General features: G+C 65.4%; 15 protein-coding genes. 1 reads left to right on the forward strand and 14 read right to left on the reverse strand.

All coding sequences use genetic code 11. The features are described from left to right. Positions 1-75 precede the first annotated feature (75 nt). The 13 genes from rpoC to mnmH form a co-directional block, all read right to left on the reverse strand. Complete coding sequence (rpoC, locus tag AQ619_RS14785; RefSeq protein ID WP_062149268.1) at positions 76-4,266, reverse strand: DNA-directed RNA polymerase subunit beta'; 4,191 nt, start codon at positions 4,264-4,266, stop codon at positions 76-78. 99 nt (positions 4,267-4,365) lie between these two features. Next, a complete protein-coding gene (gene rpoB / locus AQ619_RS14790) occupies positions 4,366-8,436 on the reverse strand; it encodes a DNA-directed RNA polymerase subunit beta (protein ID WP_062149270.1) in 4,071 nt (1,356 codons plus the stop codon). 357 nt (positions 8,437-8,793) lie between these two features. Continuing rightward, positions 8,794-9,852 (reverse strand): WD40/YVTN/BNR-like repeat-containing protein, encoded by a 1,059-nt coding sequence (locus AQ619_RS14795; RefSeq protein ID WP_062149273.1) that lies wholly within the window; start codon positions 9,850-9,852, stop codon positions 8,794-8,796. A gap of 56 nt (positions 9,853-9,908) precedes the next feature. Continuing rightward, positions 9,909-10,589, reverse strand: a complete 681-nt coding sequence (locus AQ619_RS14800; RefSeq protein ID WP_062149276.1) for a type 1 glutamine amidotransferase domain-containing protein — start codon at positions 10,587-10,589, stop codon at positions 9,909-9,911. A 225-nt stretch (positions 10,590-10,814) separates the two neighbouring features. After that, a complete protein-coding gene (rplL, locus tag AQ619_RS14805; protein ID WP_062149279.1) occupies positions 10,815-11,192 on the reverse strand; it encodes a 50S ribosomal protein L7/L12 in 378 nt (125 codons plus the stop codon). 45 nt (positions 11,193-11,237) lie between these two features. After that, positions 11,238-11,756 (reverse strand): 50S ribosomal protein L10, encoded by a 519-nt coding sequence (rplJ, locus tag AQ619_RS14810; RefSeq protein WP_062149282.1) that lies wholly within the window; start codon positions 11,754-11,756, stop codon positions 11,238-11,240. A 358-nt stretch (positions 11,757-12,114) separates the two neighbouring features. Further along, the gene (locus AQ619_RS14815; protein WP_062149285.1) at positions 12,115-12,885 is read right to left on the reverse strand and encodes an SDR family NAD(P)-dependent oxidoreductase; all 771 of its coding nucleotides are present in this window, start codon (positions 12,883-12,885) and stop codon (positions 12,115-12,117) included. A gap of 112 nt (positions 12,886-12,997) precedes the next feature. Further along, positions 12,998-13,213, reverse strand: coding sequence for a DUF4287 domain-containing protein (locus AQ619_RS14820; RefSeq protein WP_062149288.1), 216 nt, complete (start codon positions 13,211-13,213; stop codon positions 12,998-13,000). Continuing rightward, complete coding sequence (locus AQ619_RS14825; RefSeq protein ID WP_062149291.1) at positions 13,203-14,438, reverse strand: TIGR03862 family flavoprotein; 1,236 nt, start codon at positions 14,436-14,438, stop codon at positions 13,203-13,205. The genes AQ619_RS14820 and AQ619_RS14825 overlap by 11 nt, the downstream gene beginning before the upstream one ends. Then, positions 14,435-14,611, reverse strand: a complete 177-nt coding sequence (locus tag AQ619_RS14830; RefSeq protein WP_062149293.1) for a type II toxin-antitoxin system VapB family antitoxin — start codon at positions 14,609-14,611, stop codon at positions 14,435-14,437. The genes AQ619_RS14825 and AQ619_RS14830 overlap by 4 nt, the downstream gene beginning before the upstream one ends. Before the next feature lie 133 nt (positions 14,612-14,744). Continuing rightward, entirely contained in the window at positions 14,745-15,431 is a 687-nt protein-coding gene (gene rplA, locus AQ619_RS14835; RefSeq protein WP_062149296.1) for a 50S ribosomal protein L1, read from the reverse strand. A gap of 4 nt (positions 15,432-15,435) precedes the next feature. Next, on the reverse strand, positions 15,436-15,867 hold the full coding sequence (gene rplK, locus AQ619_RS14840; protein WP_062149299.1) for a 50S ribosomal protein L11: 432 nt from the start codon (positions 15,865-15,867) through the stop codon (positions 15,436-15,438). A gap of 200 nt (positions 15,868-16,067) precedes the next feature. Continuing rightward, entirely contained in the window at positions 16,068-17,138 is a 1,071-nt protein-coding gene (gene mnmH, locus AQ619_RS14845) for a tRNA 2-selenouridine(34) synthase MnmH (protein WP_062149302.1), read from the reverse strand. A 155-nt stretch (positions 17,139-17,293) separates the two neighbouring features. On the opposite strand from mnmH, the gene selD reads away from it, so the two are divergent. Beyond that, entirely contained in the window at positions 17,294-18,361 is a 1,068-nt protein-coding gene (selD, locus tag AQ619_RS14850) for a selenide, water dikinase SelD (RefSeq protein ID WP_062149305.1), read from the forward strand. Positions 18,362-18,378: 17 nt separating this feature from the next. On the opposite strand, the gene AQ619_RS14855 is transcribed toward selD, so the two are convergent. After that, the gene (locus tag AQ619_RS14855) at positions 18,379-18,978 is read right to left on the reverse strand and encodes a 2-hydroxychromene-2-carboxylate isomerase (protein ID WP_062149308.1); all 600 of its coding nucleotides are present in this window, start codon (positions 18,976-18,978) and stop codon (positions 18,379-18,381) included. Positions 18,979-18,988 lie beyond the last annotated feature (10 nt).

The following is an 18,988-nucleotide window of genomic DNA, read 5'->3' on the forward strand; positions in this document are numbered from 1 at the left end:
GCTCCCGGGCTTTCTTGAGTCATCCGATTGGCGGGCGCATGGCTTGCACCCGCCAGACTGGACATCGCAAACCGCCTATTCGGCGTCGGCGAGGGCGATGGCCTCGGGAAGAGGCTCCATCGCATCTTCACGCTGCTGGGCCAGTTGCTCGTCGCGCTTGGCGGCGACGCGCTGCAGGCTGCGCAGATAGGAACCCGTACCGGCGGGGATCAGGCGACCCACGATGACGTTTTCCTTCAGGCCTTCCAGGGTGTCGGTCTTGCCGTGCACCGAGGCTTCGGTCAGGACGCGGGTCGTTTCCTGGAACGACGCGGCCGAGATGAAGCTCTTGGTTTGCAGCGAGGCCTTGGTGATACCGAGCAGCACCGGCTGGGTGGTGGCCGGACGACCACCCCGCGCGACGGCGCGGTCCTGCTCGATGTAGAACTCGGGCTTGTCGAGCTGATCGCCCTTGATCAGGCCCGTATCGCCCGGCTCCAGGATCTCGACCTTCTGCAGCATCTGACGAACGATCGTCTCGATGTGCTTGTCGTTGATCGGCACGCCCTGCAGTCGATAGACCTCCTGGATTTCGTCCACGAGGAAGTTGGCCAGGGCCTCGACGCCGAGGATGCGCAGGATGTCGTGCGGATCCAGGTTGCCGTCGATGATGTACTCGCCGCGCGCGATGAAGTCGCCATCGTGCACTGCGATGTGCTTGCCCTTGGGGATCAGGAACTCGACCGGCTCGCCTTGGTTGCCGTCTGCATCGACTTCCGGGGTGATCTTGATACGGCGCTTATTCTTGTAATCCTTGCCGAATTCGACGCGACCGTCCATTTCCGCGATGACCGCGCAGTCCTTCGGACGGCGGGCTTCGAAGAGTTCGGCGACGCGTGGCAGACCGCCGGTGATGTCGCGGGTCTTGGCACCTTCGGTCGGGATCCGTGCGATGACCTCGCCCGGCTTGACCATGTCGCCATCGGCCACCGACAGAATGGCCCCGACCGACATCAGGTAGCGAGCCTCGCCGCCGTTAGCCAGACGGACATAGGAGCCGTCTTCGCCCAGCACGCCCATGGCCGGACGCAGGTCCGAAGCGCGGGCCGAGGTGCGCCAGTCGGCGATCACGCGTTGCGCGATACCGGTGGCTTCGTCGGTTTCCTCGCGGACGGAGAAGCCGTCCACCAGGTCTTCGGCGCGAATGCGGCCGGCGACTTCGGTGATGATTGGGGTGGTGTAGGGGTCCCAATCGGCCAGGCGCTGTCCGCGCTTGACCTTCTCGCCGTCCTTGATCTTCAGGCGCGCGCCGTAAGGCGGCTTGTAGTTTTCGCGTTCCTTGCCGTCGACCAGGACGCTGACGGCCGTGTTGCGGCTCATCACGACCAGGAAGCCGTCGGCGCCGGTCACGGTGGCACCGGTCACGCGGACCGTACCGTCGTTGCTGCTTTCGAAGAACGACTGCTCGGCCACCTGGGCGGTGCCGCCGATGTGGAAGGTTCGCATCGTCAGCTGGGTGCCGGGCTCACCGATGGACTGGGCGGCGATGACGCCGACCGCTTCACCGATGTTGACCGGGGTACCACGGGCCAGGTCGCGGCCGTAGCAGGCACCGCAGACGCCGATCTTGGCTTCGCAGGTCAGGACCGAACGCACTTTCACCGACTGCACGGCAGCCGCCTCGATGGCGTCGGCCATGTTTTCGTCGAGATAGGTATCGGCCGGAACGACCAGCTCGCCGGTCGCCGGGTCCTTGATGTCCTCGGCCGAGAAACGGCCCAGGACGCGGGCGCCCAGCGAGACCAGAACGTCGCCGCCCTCGACGACGGCGCGCAGGGTGATGCCCCGCGTGGTGCCGCAGTCTTCCTCGACGATGATGCAGTCCTGCGCGACGTCGACCAGACGACGGGTCAGGTAACCCGAGTTGGCGGTCTTCAGCGCGGTGTCGGCCAGACCCTTACGGGCACCGTGGGTGGAGTTGAAGTACTCCTGAACGGTCAGGCCTTCCTTGAAGTTCGAGACGATCGGGGTCTCGATGATCTCGCCCGAGGGCTTGGCCATCAGACCGCGCATGCCGCCCAGCTGCTTCATCTGGGCCTGCGAACCACGAGCACCGGAGTGGGCCATCATGTAGATGGCGTTGATTTCCTTCTCGCGGCCGTTCTCGTCCTTATGCTTCATCTGAAGCTCGGCCATCATCTCGTCAGCGACGCGATCGGTGGCCTTGGCCCAGGCGTCAACGACCTTGTTGTACTTCTCACCCTTGGTGATCAGGCCGTCGGCGTACTGCTGCTCATATTCTTCAGCCAGCGAGCGGGTTTCGGCGACGATGGCCTCTTTCCGCTGCGGGATGATGATGTCGTCCTTGCCGAAGGAAATGCCGGCCTTGGCCGCTTCCTTGAAGCCCAGACCCATGATCTGGTCGGCAAAGATGACCGTCGCCTTCTGACCGCAGTGGCGGTAGACGATGTCGATCAGATTGCCGATTTCCTTCTTGGTCAGCGCCTTTTCGATCAGGCGGTGACCCACCTGCGGGTGACGCGGCAGCAGGGCGGCGATCTTCATCCGGCCAGGCGTGGTGTCGATCACGCGGCGACGTGCCACGCCATCGGCGTCCACTTCCGTGAAGCGCGACTTGATCTTGGCGTGCAGGCTGACGACGCCGGCGTCCATGGCGGCTTCGATTTCGGCGATGTCGCTGAAGATCTTGCCTTCACCCGGCTCGCCGTCGCGGGCGACCGACAGATAGTACAGACCCAGGACGATGTCCTGCGACGGCACGATGATCGGGCGACCGTTGGCGGGCGACAGGATGTTGTTGGTCGACATCATCAGGACGCGGGCTTCCAGCTGGGCCTCAAGGCTCAGCGGGACGTGAACGGCCATCTGGTCGCCGTCGAAGTCGGCGTTGAAGGCGGCGCAGACCAGCGGGTGCAGCTGGATGGCCTTGCCCTCGATCAGCTTGGGCTCGAACGCCTGGATGCCCAGACGGTGAAGCGTCGGCGCGCGGTTCAGCAGGACCGGGTGCTCGCGGATCACCTCTTCGAGGATGTCCCACACCTGGGGCTGTTCGCGCTCGACCATGCGCTTGGACTGCTTGACGGTGCCTGACAGGCCCTTGGCGTCCAGACGCGCATAGATGAACGGCTTGAACAGCTCGAGTGCCATCTTCTTGGGCAGGCCGCATTCGTGCAGCTTCAGGTCGGGACCGACCACGATGACCGAGCGGCCCGAATAGTCGACGCGCTTGCCGAGCAGGTTCTGACGGAAGCGACCCTGCTTGCCCTTCAGCATGTCGGCCAGCGACTTCAGCGGACGCTTGTTGGCGCCGGTGATGACGCGACCGCGACGGCCGTTGTCGAACAGGGCGTCGACCGACTCCTGCAGCATCCGCTTTTCGTTGCGGATGATGATGTCAGGGGCGCGCAGCTCGATCAGGCGCTTCAGGCGGTTGTTGCGGTTGATGACCCGGCGATAGAGGTCATTCAGGTCGGAGGTGGCGAAGCGGCCGCCGTCCAGCGGCACCAGCGGGCGCAGTTCCGGCGGGATCACCGGCACGACCGTCAGCACCATCCACTCGGGGCGGTTGCCCGATTCCGAGAAGGCTTCGAGGATCTTCAGGCGCTTGCTGAACTTCTTCTGCTTCATGTCCGACACGGTGCCGGCCAGCTCTTCACGCAGGCGGTCGGCTTCCTTGTCGAGGTCGATCGCCTTCAGCAGGTTCTGCACGGCCTCGGCACCGATCTCGGCGGTGAAGCTGTCATCGCCGTATTCTTCCTGGGCGCGCATATAGTCGTCCTCGCTGAGCAGCTGGTGCTGCTTCAGCGGGGTCAGGCCCGGCTCGGTGATGATGTAGTATTCGAAGTACAGGACGCGCTCGATGTCCTTCAGCGGCATGTCGAGCATCATGGCGATGCGCGAGGGCAGCGACTTCAGGAACCAGATGTGCGCGACCGGCGAGGCCAGTTCGATGTGGCCCATGCGCTCGCGACGGACGCGGGCCAGGGTGACTTCAACACCGCACTTTTCGCAGATGATGCCCTTGTACTTCATGCGCTTGTACTTGCCGCACAGGCATTCGTAGTCCTTGGTCGGGCCAAAGATACGGGCGCAGAACAGGCCGTCACGCTCGGGCTTGAACGTACGGTAGTTGATGGTTTCCGGCTTCTTGATCTCGCCGAACGACCACGAGCGGATCTTTTCAGGCGAAGCCAGCGAAATACGGATCTGGTCGAAGGTCGGAGCGGCCTGGACCGGATTGAAGATGTTCAGGACTTCCTGGTTCATCTTGGTTCCTTCTGCGGGACTACCCGCGAAAATTCTTGAGACGGAGAGCGGCGATCAAAGGCCCCTCCCCGGTCTTCCGACCGGAGAGGGTGCGATGGATCAGCTGTTCTCCAGCTCGACGTTCAGGCCGAGCGAGCGCATTTCCTTGACCAGCACGTTGAAGCTTTCGGGGATACCGGCTTCGAACGTGTCGTCGCCACGGACGATCGACTCGTAGACCTTGGTGCGGCCGGCCACGTCGTCGGACTTCACCGTCAGCATTTCCTGCAGGGTGTAGGCCGCGCCGTAGGCTTCCAGAGCCCAGACTTCCATTTCCCCGAAGCGCTGTCCGCCGAACTGGGCCTTACCACCCAGCGGCTGTTGCGTGACGAGCGAGTACGGACCGATCGAGCGGGCGTGGATCTTGTCGTCGACCAGGTGGTGCAGCTTCAGCATGTAGATGTAGCCGACCGTGACCGGACGCTTGAACTGCTCGCCGGTCTGGCCGTCGTACAGGATCGATTGGCCCGACGGATCGAGGCCCGCCATGCGCAGGTGATCCTCGATGTCGCCGATCCGCGCACCGTCGAACACGGGGGTCGCGATCGGAACGCCCTTGCCGAGGTTGCGGGCCAGTTCCACCAGACCCTCTTCGGTGTCGGGCAGTTCTTCGTCCGGGCCATAGATCTCGGTCAGACGCTCAACGAGCGCCTGCTTCTGACCGCCGGCCTGCCAGTCTTCCAGCAGGGCCGTGATCTGCTTGCCGAGACCGGCGCAGGCCCAGCCCAGGTGGGTTTCGAAGATCTGGCCGACGTTCATGCGCGAGGGCACGCCCAGCGGGTTCAGAACCACGTCGACGTGCGTCCCGTCGGCGAGGAACGGCATGTCCTCGATCGGCAGGATGCGCGAGATGACGCCCTTGTTGCCGTGACGGCCGGCCATCTTGTCGCCGGGCTGAAGCTTGCGCTTCACGGCCACGAAGACCTTGACCATCTTCATCACGCCCGGGGGCAGTTCGTCGCCGCGCTGCAGCTTGTCGACCTTGTCCTCGAAGCGGCGGTCCAGACGCTTGCGGTTCTCGTCGAACAGACGGCGCAGGCTTTCCAGTTCGCCCATCGCCTTCTCGTCTTCGAGAGCGATCTGCCACCACAGGCCCGGCTGGATTTCAGCCAGCTTGTCGGCGGTGATCTCGCCGCGCGACAGGCCCTTGGGACCCGACAGGGCCACATTGCCGATCAGCAGCTCGCGCAGACGGCCCGAGATGTTGCGGTTCAGGATCGCGAATTCGTCGTCGCGGTCCTTGCCCAGGCGGTCGATTTCCGAGCGCTCGATGGCCAGGGCGCGTTCGTCCTTGTCGACGCCGTGACGGTTGAACACGCGGACATCGACGATCGTGCCGGCGACGCCCGGGGGCAGGCGCAGGCTGGTGTCGCGGACGTCAGAGGCCTTTTCGCCGAAGATGGCGCGCAGGAGCTTTTCTTCCGGCGTCATCGGGCTTTCGCCCTTCGGAGTGACCTTGCCGACCAGGATGTCGCCCGGCTGGACTTCGGCTCCGATCGCCACAATGCCGGCTTCGTCGAGGTTGCGCAGGGCTTCCTCGCCGACGTTCGGGATGTCGCGGGTGATTTCTTCCGGACCGAGCTTGGTGTCGCGGGCCATGACTTCGAATTCCTCGATGTGGATCGAGGTGAAGACGTCGTCGCGGACGATGCGTTCGGAGATCAGGATCGAGTCTTCGAAGTTGTAGCCGTTCCAGGGCATGAACGCGACGAGCGCGTTGCGGCCCAGGGCCAGCTCGCCGAGCTCGGTCGAGGGACCGTCAGCGATGATGTCGCCGGCGCTGATCTTGTCGCCCACCTTCACCAGCGGGCGCTGATTGATGCAGGTCGACTGGTTGGAACGCTGGAACTTGGACAGACGGTAGATGTCGACGCCCGAACGGGCGGCGTCGGTCTCTTCGGTGGCGCGGACGACGATACGGGTACCGTCGATCTGCTCGACCACGCCGGTGCGCTTGGCCACGACCACGGCGCCGGAGTCGCGGGCGACCACGGCTTCCATGCCCGTACCGACCAGCGGCGCGTCGGACTGCACCAGCGGCACGGCCTGACGTTGCATGTTCGAGCCCATGAGGGCGCGGTTGGCGTCATCGTTTTCGAGGAAGGGGATCAGGGCCGCGGCCACCGAAACCACCTGACGCGGCGACACGTCCATCAGGTCCACCTGTTCCTTCTGGAGCAGGGTGGGTTCGCCGTTGATCCGGCCGGGCACCAGGTCGTCGACGATCTCGCCGTTCAACACCTTGATGTTGGACTGGGCGATGACGTGCTTCGACTCTTCCATGGCCGACATGTAGACGACCTCGTCGAGCGGCTTGCCGTCGGCGACGCGACGGTAAGGGCTCTCGATGAAGCCGTACTTGTTGACGCGGGCATGGGTGGCCAGCGAGTTGATCAGACCGATGTTCGGGCCTTCCGGCGTTTCAATCGGGCAGATGCGGCCGTAGTGGGTCGGGTGAACGTCGCGGACTTCGAAGCCGGCGCGCTCACGGGTCAGACCGCCCGGGCCGAGCGCCGAGAGACGACGCTTGTGGGTGATTTCCGACAGCGGGTTGGTCTGGTCCATGAACTGCGACAGCTGCGAGGAGCCGAAGAATTCGCGGACCGAGGCGGCGGCCGGCTTGGCGTTGATCAGGTCGTGCGGCATCACGGTGTCGATGTCGACGGACGACATGCGTTCCTTGATGGCGCGTTCCATGCGCAGCAGGCCGACGCGGTACTGGTTTTCCAGCAGTTCGCCGACCGAACGGACCCGGCGGTTGCCGAGGTTGTCGATGTCGTCGATTTCGCCGCGACCATCGCGCAGGCCGACCAGCAGCTTCAGGACGGCCAGCACGTCTTCCTTGCGGAGCACGCGCATCTCGTCCGAAGCGTCCAGCTCCAGGCGCATGTTCATCTTCACACGGCCGACGGCCGACAGGTCGTAGCGCTCGGCGTCGAAGAACAGCGACTTGAACATCGCTTCAGCAGCTTCGACGGTCGGCGGCTCGCCCGGACGCATGACGCGATAGATGTCGAACAGGGCGTCCTCACGGACGGCGTTCTTGTCCACGCGCAGGGTGTTGCGCATGTAGGCGCCGACCGTGACGTGGTCGATGTCCAGCACGTCGATGGTGCTGAAGCCTTGATCGGCCAGGGCCTGGATCGAGGTGACGTCCAGCTCGTCGCCGGCTTCGGCGTAGATTTCGCCGTTCTCGAAGTTGACGGCGTCGCGGGCCAGATAACGGCCGGTCAGGGCTTCAGGAGCCAGCAGCAGGATCTTCAGACCGTTGTCGGCCAGCTTCTTGGCCTGACGGGCGGTGATCTTGGTGCCGGCCGGAGCGACTTCCTCACCGGTGTCGCCGTCAACGAGGGCGAACTCCGGCTTCACGCCGCGCCAGCGCTCGGGCTTGTAGGGGGTGGCCCAGCCGCCTTCGCGCTTCTCGAACGGGACGACGTCGTAGAACGTCGTCAGGATCTCTTCTCCGTCCATGCCCAGGGCATAGAGGAAGGTGGTGGCGGGCAGCTTGCGGCGACGGTCGATGCGGACATAGACCACGTCCTTGGCGTCGAACTCGAAGTCCAGCCACGAGCCACGATAGGGAATGACGCGGGCGGCGAACAGCAGCTTGCCCGAGGCATGGGTCTTGCCCTTGTCGTGGTCGAAGAACACGCCAGGCGAACGGTGCATCTGCGAGACGATGACCCGCTCGGTGCCGTTGACGATGAAGGTACCCTTGTCGGTCATGAGCGGGATATCGCCCATGTAGACGTCCTGCTCCTTGATGTCCTTGACGGACCGGGCGCCGGTTTCTTCTTCGGTTTCGAACACGATCAGACGCAGCTTGACCTTCAGCGGCGCCGCGAAGGTCATGTCGCGCTGGATGCACTCTTCAACGTCGTACTTGGGCTCTTCGAATTCGTACGAGACGTATTCGAGCACCGCGCGCTCGTTGAAATCCTTGATCGGGAAGACGGACTTGAAGACCGCTTCAATGCCCTCGTCGCGGCGCTGGCCCGGACGGACCTCGCGCTGAAGGAACTGTTCATAGGAGGAGCGCTGAACCTCGATCAGGTTCGGCATCTGCACAGCTTCGGGGATGCGGCCGAAAGACTTCCGGATCCGCTTCTTGCCGGTGAACGATTGCGCCATGTTTTTCCCTTGGGCGCGGATCGCCGCGCCAAATGTTTCGAAGGGCCCGTGCGAAGAGACTCCGCGCGAGCGTTCGTTTGTCCTGCGTCCACCCTCGCCGCACCCGCCTGAAACGGGAGCGCCGGACGCTGGAATTCCCCTGACAGGCGACCGGGACCGGTAGACCTGTCGGGCGCCCCTTCGCGCGGGTCGGAGGGCGGCTGACCGCGCCTCGGGGCGTAAATTGCGGACACGCGCGTGCGCGTTCCACCGAATGTCTTCGTGAACGCGCGGATATAGGCCAAGCCCGGAGCGATGGGAAGAGGGATTGTTGAGATTCTGTCTACGCCCGGTCGAGCCCGGCCAGGGCCGGCCGACTCATCCGTGCCAAAGCCCGACCGTTCCGCCCGGACCGCCCAGCACACCCGTCTTCCGGTCCACAAGGCGCACGACATTATAAGGTTGGGCCGTGAGGCGCTCGAATTGGCCTCCGTTCCGGCTGGCCAGGGTTCCCGAAAGGCCCGTGGCCAGCACCGTTGCCCCGGTCGTCGCGATCGAGGACAGAAAGCCGGGCGGCGCATCGACGGCCTGGAACTGGTCTCCGCCGGGGGGCAGCCACGCCAGATTGACGCCCCTGGCCGACGGGACCTTGTAGTCCCCACCGCAGACCCAGAGTTCGCCACGCGGCCCGAAGGTCAGGGCGAAGGCCCCCTGGGTCGGCCCCTTGGCGGGGATCGGCGTCTCAAAGACCTGGAACCGCCGCAGATGGCCGTCGCGCGACAGAAAGACCCGCCCCCAACCGGCCCCGCCGGTACAGAAGGCCAGCTGCCCCTTGGGTCCGATTGCCAGACAGCCGTTGCTGGCCGCAAAAGCCGCCTCGCCGGCGGCAGGGGCCGGGATCAGCCCCCGTGGCGCGCGAGCCCAGTTGACCCCGCCGTCGCGGGTGATCAGCAGGGTAAAGCCTTCGTCGGTCGGATCGCCAAGGATGTAGCCGGTGCGGCCGTCCGGGGTGAAGACCAGGGCATCCCAGAAACCGGCGGGATCGGAATTGGTCATTTCCGCCGCCCAGATCCGCCCACCGTCCCGGGTCCGCCAGAGCTGCGAAGCCGTTCCAGGACCGGCACTCATCGCCAGCACGTGATCGCGGTCAAAGGCGTGCAGTCCCCGGAAATCCAGCCCCTCGGCCCCGCCGGGACGCACGACCGTCAGGCTGCGGCCCCGACCACCGTGATAGAGCACCCCGTTCGACCCGCTGGCCCAGTAGCCGTGCCGGACGATCGACAGGCCACGCAACTGACTGACCGCGCCGGGTTCGAGCATCTCGATATGGCCGGCGGTTCGCACTGCGGCCTTCGCCGGGCTGGTCAGGGCCGGAGCCACCAGGGCCGCTGCCGATCCCGTCAGGGCGGCACGGCGGGTCAGGTCAGACAGAATCATGGCTCGGCTCCCTTGGCCCAGGATCCTAGACCCAATCGGACCCGCCGCGCTGCAGCCTAGGCCTTGAGCAGCACCAGGAGCGCTTCGGCCGCCGGCCGCGACGAGGCCGGGTTCTGGCCGGTGACGAGATGGCCGTCGGTCTGGACGAACGGGCCCCAGTCCGGCCCCTTGGCATAGATCCCGCCCCTGGCCTGCAGCATGTCCTCGACCAGGAATGGCACGACCTTGGTCAGGCCGACGGCCTCTTCCTCGGAATTGGTGAAGCCGGTCACCGCCTTGCCCGAGACGAGGGGCTCGCCGTCCGGCCGCCGGACATCGCGCAGGACGCCGGGGGCATGGCAGACTGCGGCCACGGGCTTGCCTGCGGCCGTGAAGGCCTCGAGCAGGGCGATCGAGTGCGGGTCGGAAGCCAGGTCCCATAGCGGGCCATGGCCACCCGGATAGAACACCGCGTCGAAGTCGTCCGCCTTCACCCCGGCCAGGGTCACGGTGTGAGCCAGGGCCTTCTGGGCCTCCGGATCGGCCTTGAAGCGGCGCGTGTCGTCGGTTTGGGCGTCGGCGTCATCGCTCTTGGGATCCAGCGGCGGCTGACCGCCGGCGGGCGAGGCCAGGACCAGGGTCGCCCCGGCGTCTTTCAGCGCATAGTAGGGCGCGGCGAATTCCTCCAGCCAGAACCCAGTCTTGTGACCCGTGTCACCAAGACGATCGTGCGAGGTCAGAACCAGCAGAATGTGCATGGGAAGCTCGCGTTTGCGGGAAGGAACAGGTGTCGTGACGGCGCAAGCCACCCGTCCCAGGGATCCATGCGTCCACCATCACCGCTGCCATAACGGGAAGGATGGCCGTAGGTTCATCCGAGCACCAAAGAAAACGGCCCCGGAGGTTTCCCTCCGGGGCCGCTCTTCAGGTCGTGATCCCCAACCGAAGTTGGGAAACTCCATTCGCCGAAGCGAGTGGAATTCTTACTTCACGGTGACCTTGGCGCCGGCTTCGGTCAGCTTCTTGGCGACTTCGTCGGCCTGGGCCTTGGAGACGTTTTCGACGACGTTCTGCGGAGCGCCTTCGACCAGGTCCTTGGCTTCCTTCAGGCCGAGGTCCGGACGGACGCCGCGGACTTCCTTGATCACGTTGATCTTCTTGTCGCCACCGTCCGTCAGGACGACGGTGAATTCGGTTTGCTCTTCAGCAGCTTCAACCGGAGCGGCCGGGCCGGCAGCGGCGACGGCGACCGGAGCAGCGGCCGAAACGCCCCACTTTTCTTCCAGCATCTTCGACAGGTCAGCGGCTTCGAGCACCGACAGGGTGGACAGTTCTTCAACCAGCTTTTCGAGCTTGGACATGTTCAATTTCCTAAAACGAATGAGGGATGTACGCGGAGATGACCGTTAGGCGGCGTCTTTGGTCGCATAGGCGTTGAAGACGCGAGCAAGTTGGCCAGCCGGGGCCTGCAGGACGCCAGCGATCTTGGTCGCCGGAGCCTGGATGAGGCCGATAAGCTTGCCACGGATCTGATCCAGCGACGGCAGCGTGGCGAGCGCCCGCACCGCAGCTTCGTCCAGAACCGTCGTCTGACCCAGGATGCCACCGACGAGCTTGAGCTTGTCGTTTTCCTTGGCGTACTGGGCGACGATCTTGGCGGCGGAAACAGGATCCTTGCCATAGGCGATGGCGACCGGGCCGGTGAACAGGGCGTCGCCCGCTTCACCGATCGAGCCACCGAGGGCCTTCTGGACCAGGGTGTTCTTCACCACCTGGAACGTGGCCTCTTCCTTGCGGAGGCGGCTACGCAGTTCAGTCATTTCCGCAACGGTCATGCCCATGTAGTGGGTCACGACGACAGCGCCGGCGTCGGCGAACACGCTTTTCAGCGCCTCGATCGACTCCTGCTTTTGAGCGCGGTCCATTGCGGTCTCCTACTCAATTACAGCGGCCGGACCATTCCGGCAGCCAAATGCCACAAACATGAGGGATCGCTCCCGCACGCGAGTTGCATCAGCCTGTTCCAAGGAAAGTCAGCCGCGCGTCCCATCCGTTTTCAGGAGGAAATAGCGTGGTCTTGTCCATCCCTGTCTCCCGACGGCGAGGAAGGGCTCTTCCTCATTTACGGCGTTGGTGACCCCACGCCCCGCTGTTCACAAACAGGTCTCCTCCGGGTGAACCCGATGGAGAAGGCGCGGCGTATAGACGGTTTGGGCGGCAAGATCAACCGGGGGCGACAGGAACCGCCCAACGCAGGCCAAAGGCCGCGTCGGGCGGTGTCGGTCAGGCGGCGGTCAGCGCGCCATCGACGGTGTAGAAGCCGCCGTTGCAGTAGGTCGCGTCGTCGGAGGCCAGGAAGGCCACCAGGCCCGCGACCTCCTCGGGCGTGCCATAGCGCTTGGCCGGCACGGCGTTGCTGATCAGGTCATGGGAAAGCTTGGGGTCGCCCGACTGGCCGGTGTTGATCGACTGCATCATCCGGCTCTCGATCGGCCCGGGATTGACGCAGTTGACCCGCACGCCCTTGGCCGCAGCCTCGATCGCCGCAACGCGCGTGATCCCTACGACGGCATGTTTCGAAGTGCAGTAGCCGGCCATGCCCGTCGCGCCGGTCAGTCCGGCGACGCTGGAGGTGTTGATAATGCTGCCCGCGCCTTGGGCGTACATCACCGGCAGGACATGTTTCAGGCCCAGGAAAACCCCGGCCACATTGACGCCCAGCACCTGCATGAACGCCTCCAGCGGATAGGATTCTATCGGCTGAACTGGACCTTCGATGCCGGCATTGTTGAAGAAGATGTCGATCCGCCCGCACTCGGCTTTGGCCTTTTCGACATAGGCCTTGACCGAAGGCTCGTCGGTGACGTCGGCCTCGGCCGTGACCAGCCTGGTATCCTTGGGCAGGGCGGCCTTCAGTTTGGACCAGTCGGTTCCGGGGATATCGACAGCGACGATGGTCGCACCGCGCTCGGCCATCAGCCTGGAGGTCGCCATGCCGATCGCCCCGGCCGCGCCCGTGATGACGGCGACCTTGCCCTCGAGAACTCGTGTCATGGACCATTTCCTCGTTGTGGCGGGAAGCCCGCCGACACCCTAAACCTTGACGGTCCTCGGTTCGTTGCATGACAACAGGAACGGAGTTCCGGCCGATACCGGGGCGAGCGCCCTACTTCAGACCGTCCTGCGCCAGTGTAAAGGCCACCACCGCATTGGCGTGGCCATGGCCCATGCCGTGTTCGGTCTTGAGCAGGGCCACCAGCTCCATGTGTTTGGCCGGATAGGCCACGCGGACCAGGGCCTGCCAGTCGGCGATCGGCCGGCCATAGGTCTTTTCGATCGACGGGAAATAGGACGCCGGGCCCTTCACCTTCTCATCCGCCATGTCGTTCCTCCTGCTGCAGTTTCGCCAGGACCTGGCGGGCCGCCGCCACGCCGGTGGCGAAACAGGCCTGTAGCAGATAGCCGCCGGTCGGCGCTTCCCAGTCCAGCATCTCGCCGGCGACGAAGATATCCGGAGCGGCCTTCAACGCTAGCCCGTCAAGCGAATCCAGCGTCAGGCCGCCGGCCGAGGAGATCGCCCGGTCCAGCGGCTGCACCCCGGTTAGACGGATCGGCGCGGCCTTGATCGCGGCCGCCAGAGCGGCCGGTTCGACCGGCAGGTCCAGGCCATGGGCCTCGCGCAGCAGGTTGACCTCGACCGGCGACAGGTTGGCGGCCTTGCGCAGGAAGTTGGCCACAGACTGGCCGCCGCGGGGCCGGTTGAGGCGCGCGGTCAGGGTCTCGACCGGCATGTCCGGTCGCAGGTCGATCTCGAGGATCGCCGCTCCCTCGCGTCCGATGGCCTCGCGCGGGGCCGCGCCGAGGGCATAGATCGCTCCGCCCTCCAGACCATAGGCGGCGACCATGGCGTCGCCCCGCGCCGTGACCTCGCCCAGCCGCACGGCGATGTTTTTCAGCGGCTCGCCGGCGAAGCGCTCGCGGAACACAGCGCTCCAGGTCACGTCGAAGCCGCTGTTGGCGGCGGCGAACGGGGTCACTGCCGCGCCACGCGCTGCGAGAAGCGGGGCCCACGCTCCGTCCGAGCCCAGTCGGGCCCAGCTGGCACCGCCCAGGGCCAGGATCGTGGCGCGCGGCCGCACGGCCTGGAGCCCCTCGGGTGTCTGGATCGCCAGGGCACCGTCATCGGCCCAGCCCTGCCACTCAGCCCGGAGGCGCAGTGCAACGCTCTGCCCTTCCAGACGGGCCAGCCAGGCCCGCAACAGGGGCGAGGCCTTCAGCGCCGTGGGAAAGACCCGGCCGCTGGAGCCGATGAAGGTCTCCTGCCCCAGCCCCTGCGCCCAGGCGACCAGATCGGCCGGGGTGAAGGCCTCCAGCATCGGCCGCAGGGTCGCACTGGCCGCGCCATAGCGCTGGGCGAACCGCGCGAAGTCTTCGGAATGGGTGAGGTTCAGCCCCCCACGCCCGGCCATCAGGAACTTGCGCCCGAAGGTCGGCATCTTCTCGAACACGGTCACCGACCGTCCGGCGGCACTCAGCGTCTCCGCCGCCATCAGCCCGGCCGGCCCGCCGCCGATAACGGCGACATCTAAAAATGGATCAGCCGTCACGCGGGCTTTTCACCCGGCCACTCTGCCGCGTCAGCCGACAACCGCTCGGCGGCTTTAAGCGCCAGCGCTTCCTTGACCGCGATTTTCACGGCCTGGCTCAAGGTAGAGCCACGCTCCTGGGCGAAGTGTCTCACCAAGGCGCATACCTCTGGATTAGCGACATGCAGCACCATGGATGATCACCTCGACGAGCAATGCAGGCGAAAGCCATATCATCCGACAGTCCCTCGCCAAAGGCCGCCCCAAACGCAAAACGGGCGCTGGATCGCTCCAGCGCCCGTTCCGATAGTCAAAAGCTCAAGAGGCTTAGGCGACCGACGAGGTGTCGACCTTGAAGCCCGGGCCCATGGTCGAGGACATCGCGATGCGGCGGATATAGATGCCCTTCGCGCCCGTCGGCTTGGAACGGTTCAGAGCTTCGATCAGCGCCTTGACGTTGATCAGCAGGGCTTCGTCCGAGAACGACACCTTGCCGATACCGGCGTGAATGATACCGGCCTTTTCAACGCGGAACTCGATGGCGCCGCCCTTGGCGTCCTTCACGGCCTGACCGACGTTCGGGGTCACGGTGCCGACCTTCGGGTTCGGCATCAGGCCGCGCGGGCCGAGCACCTTACCGAGACGACCGACGAGAGCCATCATGTCCGGGGTCGCGATGACGCGATCGAAGTCCATGAAGCCGCCGGCGATCTTTTCGTAGAGGTCTTCAGCACCGACGTGCTCGGCGCCCGCCGCGGTCGCTTCAGCGGCCTTGGCGTCCTTGGCGAAGACGGCGACGCGAACGTCACGGCCGGTGCCCGACGGCAGATTGACGACGCCACGGACCTGCTGGTCGGCGTGGCGCGGGTCAACGCCGAGATTGACCGAGATTTCGACGGATTCGTCGAACTTGGCCTTGGCATTGGCCTTCACCAGGGCGATGGCGGCGGCGGCGGTGTGGGTGGCGTCACGATCGCCGGTCCACGCCTGGATGCGCTTTGCTTGCTTAGCCATGATCTTAGGCCTCCACGATCTTCAGGCCCATGGCCTTGGCGGAGCCTTCGATGATCTTGGCCGCAGCCTCGATGTCGTTGGCGTTCAGGTCCTTCATCTTCTTTTCGGCGATCTCGCGCAGCTGGGTGCGGGTCACTTCACCGACGGTCTCGCGACCGGTCAGCTTGGCGCCGGACTTCAGGCCGGTGATCTGCTTCAGATAGTGGGTCGCCGGGGGCGTCTTGGTGACGAAGGTGAACGACTTGTCTTGGTACACGGTGATCACGGTCGGCAGGGGGGTGCCCTTTTCGACGTTCTCGGTGCGCGCGTTGAACTCCTTACAGAAGCCCATGATGTTGACGCCGCGCTGGCCCAGTGCGGGGCCGATGGGGGGCGAAGGCGTGGCAGAGCCGGCCTTCACCTGGAGCTTGATATAGCCCAGGATCTTTTTAGCCATTGTATCCTCTCAAGAAAGTCGAGCTAACGACCTTCAGTGGTTGGCCGTGGTGCGGGCTTGGCGTCCCTTCCACGGATTTGAACCTGCCGGTAACGGCAAGCACGCCCCGGGACGGCGTCCAGGAGCGAGGCGCGGCGTTTAGCAGGCGGAGCCGGAGGAGTCCAGCGCAGGGGGCGACTGCGCCCTCGGCAAGACTGCGGCTATGGCCTCGTACGATCGGACAGGATCGCCGAGATCTGTGCGACGGCGTGATCGATGGAACCGCAGTCCAGGCGATCGAGCGCGATGGTCGCTAGGGTCGCCTGTCCGGATTTTCGCCGCTCGCGCGCATAGGCTCGGTCATAGTGGGCGGCCATCAGGGCGTCGGCCAGGTCCACAAACTGGCCCTGCTCGACCATGTCCTGCCAGGCGCTCAGTCGCCTCAGGCTCTGGTGGATCGGCAAGCGTTCCAGGATGGCCAATAAGGCCTCGCGCTGCGAGGTGATGTCGCCATAGGTCTCGACAAGATAGCGAGCCCGCTCCGGTCGGGGCACCGTGACCTCGAGGCGCGGTGCCCCGGTCATGGCGGTCCAGAGCACGGGCGGCAGAACCCGGTTGCCGATCTTGCTCGACTCCGCTTCGACGACAATCGGCAGGGTCGGGTCAAACGCGTCCAGGGCCGCGACCAGCCGGCTTTCAAACAGCTTCTGGTCCGGCTGGTCCTGACCGGCCAGGGCACCGAACAATGAACCCCGATGGTGGGCCAGGGCTTCCAGATCGAGGGTCTGAACGCCGCGGCTTGCCAGGCCCTGCAGGATGGCCGTCTTGCCCGTGCCGGTGTCCCCGTCAAGCAGGACAAGGTCCAGATCGCAGCGTCCTTCATAGAGCCTGGCCTGCACCCAGCGACGATAGGTCCTGTAGCCGCCGTCGAGCACCGTCGTGGTCCAGCCGATGCGGGACAGGATCGTCGCCATGGACTGGGATCTCTGCCCGCCGCGCCAGCAGTAGATCAGGGGCCTGAAGCCCTCCGGCCGGTCGGCGAGACTGGACTCCAGATGACCGGCAATGTTCCGCGCCACATGGGCCGCGCCGATCCGGTTGGCGCGAAGACGCGAGTCCTGGACATAGATCGTCCCCACCTCGGCGCGCTGTTGATCATCCAGCACCGGCAGATTGACGGCCCCGGGCAGGTGATCGAGCGCAAACTCGCCGGGACTTCGGACATCGATGATCTGGTCAAAGGCCGCGAGCGAGAGCGGATCGGCCGAGGTGGCAACCTGAACGGGCTTCATGGCAGGCCTATTGTCCGTTCGGGGTCTTGCGACAAGCTTCAACGTCTCGCCACCAAGGCTTTTCAGCGGGCGACTATGCGCGACCCGCCGGAGAATCGTAAGATCCAGGCGACAGGACGCGCCCAACCCGTGTGGCGAAAGTTCAGGAGCCACCGATGACACATCCCGCCGGGCAGCCCGTTCGCCTGACCTCACTGGCCCATGGGGGCGGGTGCGGCTGCAAGCTTTCGCCGGCCGTCCTGCGCGAGATCCTGCAGCAGTCACCGGCCGCCGGCGTCTTTCCGAATCTGCTGGTCGGGACCGAAACCTCGGATGACGCCGCCGTCTGGCGCCTCAACGACCAGCAGGCCCTAGTCGCAACCACGGACTTCTTCATGCCCGTGGTCGATGATCCGCATGATTTCGGCCGCATCGCCGCCACCAACGCCCTGTCCGATATCTATGCCATGGGAGCCAGACCCATCTTCGCGCTGGCCATTGTCGGCATGCCGGTCGCGACGCTGTCGACGGAGACCATCGGGGCGATCCTGGCCGGCGGCGCTGCCGTTTGCGCCGCGGCGGGCGTGCCGATCGCCGGCGGCCATTCCATCGACAGCGTCGAGCCGATCTATGGCCTGGTTGCGCTCGGCATCGTCCACCCCGATCGCGTCCTGTCGAACCGGGGCGCGCAGCCGGGCGACCTGCTGATTCTGACCAAGGCGCTCGGAGTGGGCGTCCTGAGCGCGGCCTTCAAGCAGCAACGCCTGTCGGAGGAGGGCTATGCCGCCCTGATCGCCACAACCACCCAACTGAACAAGGTAGGGGCCGACCTGGGGGACGTGGCGGGCGTCCATGCGCTGACGGATGTGACCGGGTTCGGCCTGCTGGGCCACCTGCTGGAGCTGTGTCGCGGGGCCGGCCTGGCCGCCGAACTCGATGCCGATGCCCCGGTCCTGCTCCCCGGCGTCGAGGCGCTCGCCCGAGACGGGGTCAGGACCGGCGCGGCCGTTCGAAACTGGGCCAGCTATGGTGGCGACGTCACCCTGCCAGACGGGACTCCGGAATGGCGCAGAGACCTCCTGGCTGATCCCCAGACCAGCGGCGGCCTGCTGATCGCCGTCGCGCCCGATGATGCTCAAAGCGTCCTGGCCATGGCCCAGGGCGCCGGCTTCGCCGCCGCGCGCATCATCGGCAGGATGGTCGAGGGCCCACCCGGGGTTTCTGTCTCAACCGGAACAGCCTGAGCAGGCCGACCCGGCTCTCAGCCCAGTTCGGCCTCGACCTGGCCCAGTCGTTCCTTGCCGAAGAACATCTCGTCGCCGACGAAGAAGCTTGGGATCCCGAACACGCCCCGGGCTACGGCGGCATCGGTATTGGCGGCCAGTTCGGCCTTGACCTCGGGCTCTCCGGTCGCCGCCAGCAGGGCTGCGCCATCAAGCCCTGCACGATCAAGCGCGGCGGTGAAGACTTCTGGATCGTCGAGCTTCAGACCCTGCTCCCACATGCCCTGCAGCATGGCCCCGAGATAGGCCTCGCCGACGCCCAGCCGCTGGGCAGCGACCATGCCCCGCATCAGCAGCAGGGTATTGACCGGGAAGTGCGGATTGAACTGGAAGGCGGTCAGGCCATGGGTCGCGATGAAACGGCGGGTCTCCAGCATCTCATAGGCCATCTTGCCCTTGACCCCGCCGAAGGCGACCATCGGAGCCTGGTTGCCTGTCAGCTTGAAGATACCGCCCAGCAGGCAGGGGATCAGCCGGATCTCGGCCCCGTGCCGCGCCGCAATGTCGGGCAGGACCTTCCAGGCCAGATAGGCGTTGGGGCTGCCGAAGTCGAAAATGAAGTCGATGGTCTTGCTCATGTCAGCAGCT

It is taken from the genome of Caulobacter henricii, assembly GCF_001414055.1.
GTDB lineage: Bacteria > Pseudomonadota > Alphaproteobacteria > Caulobacterales > Caulobacteraceae > Caulobacter > Caulobacter henricii.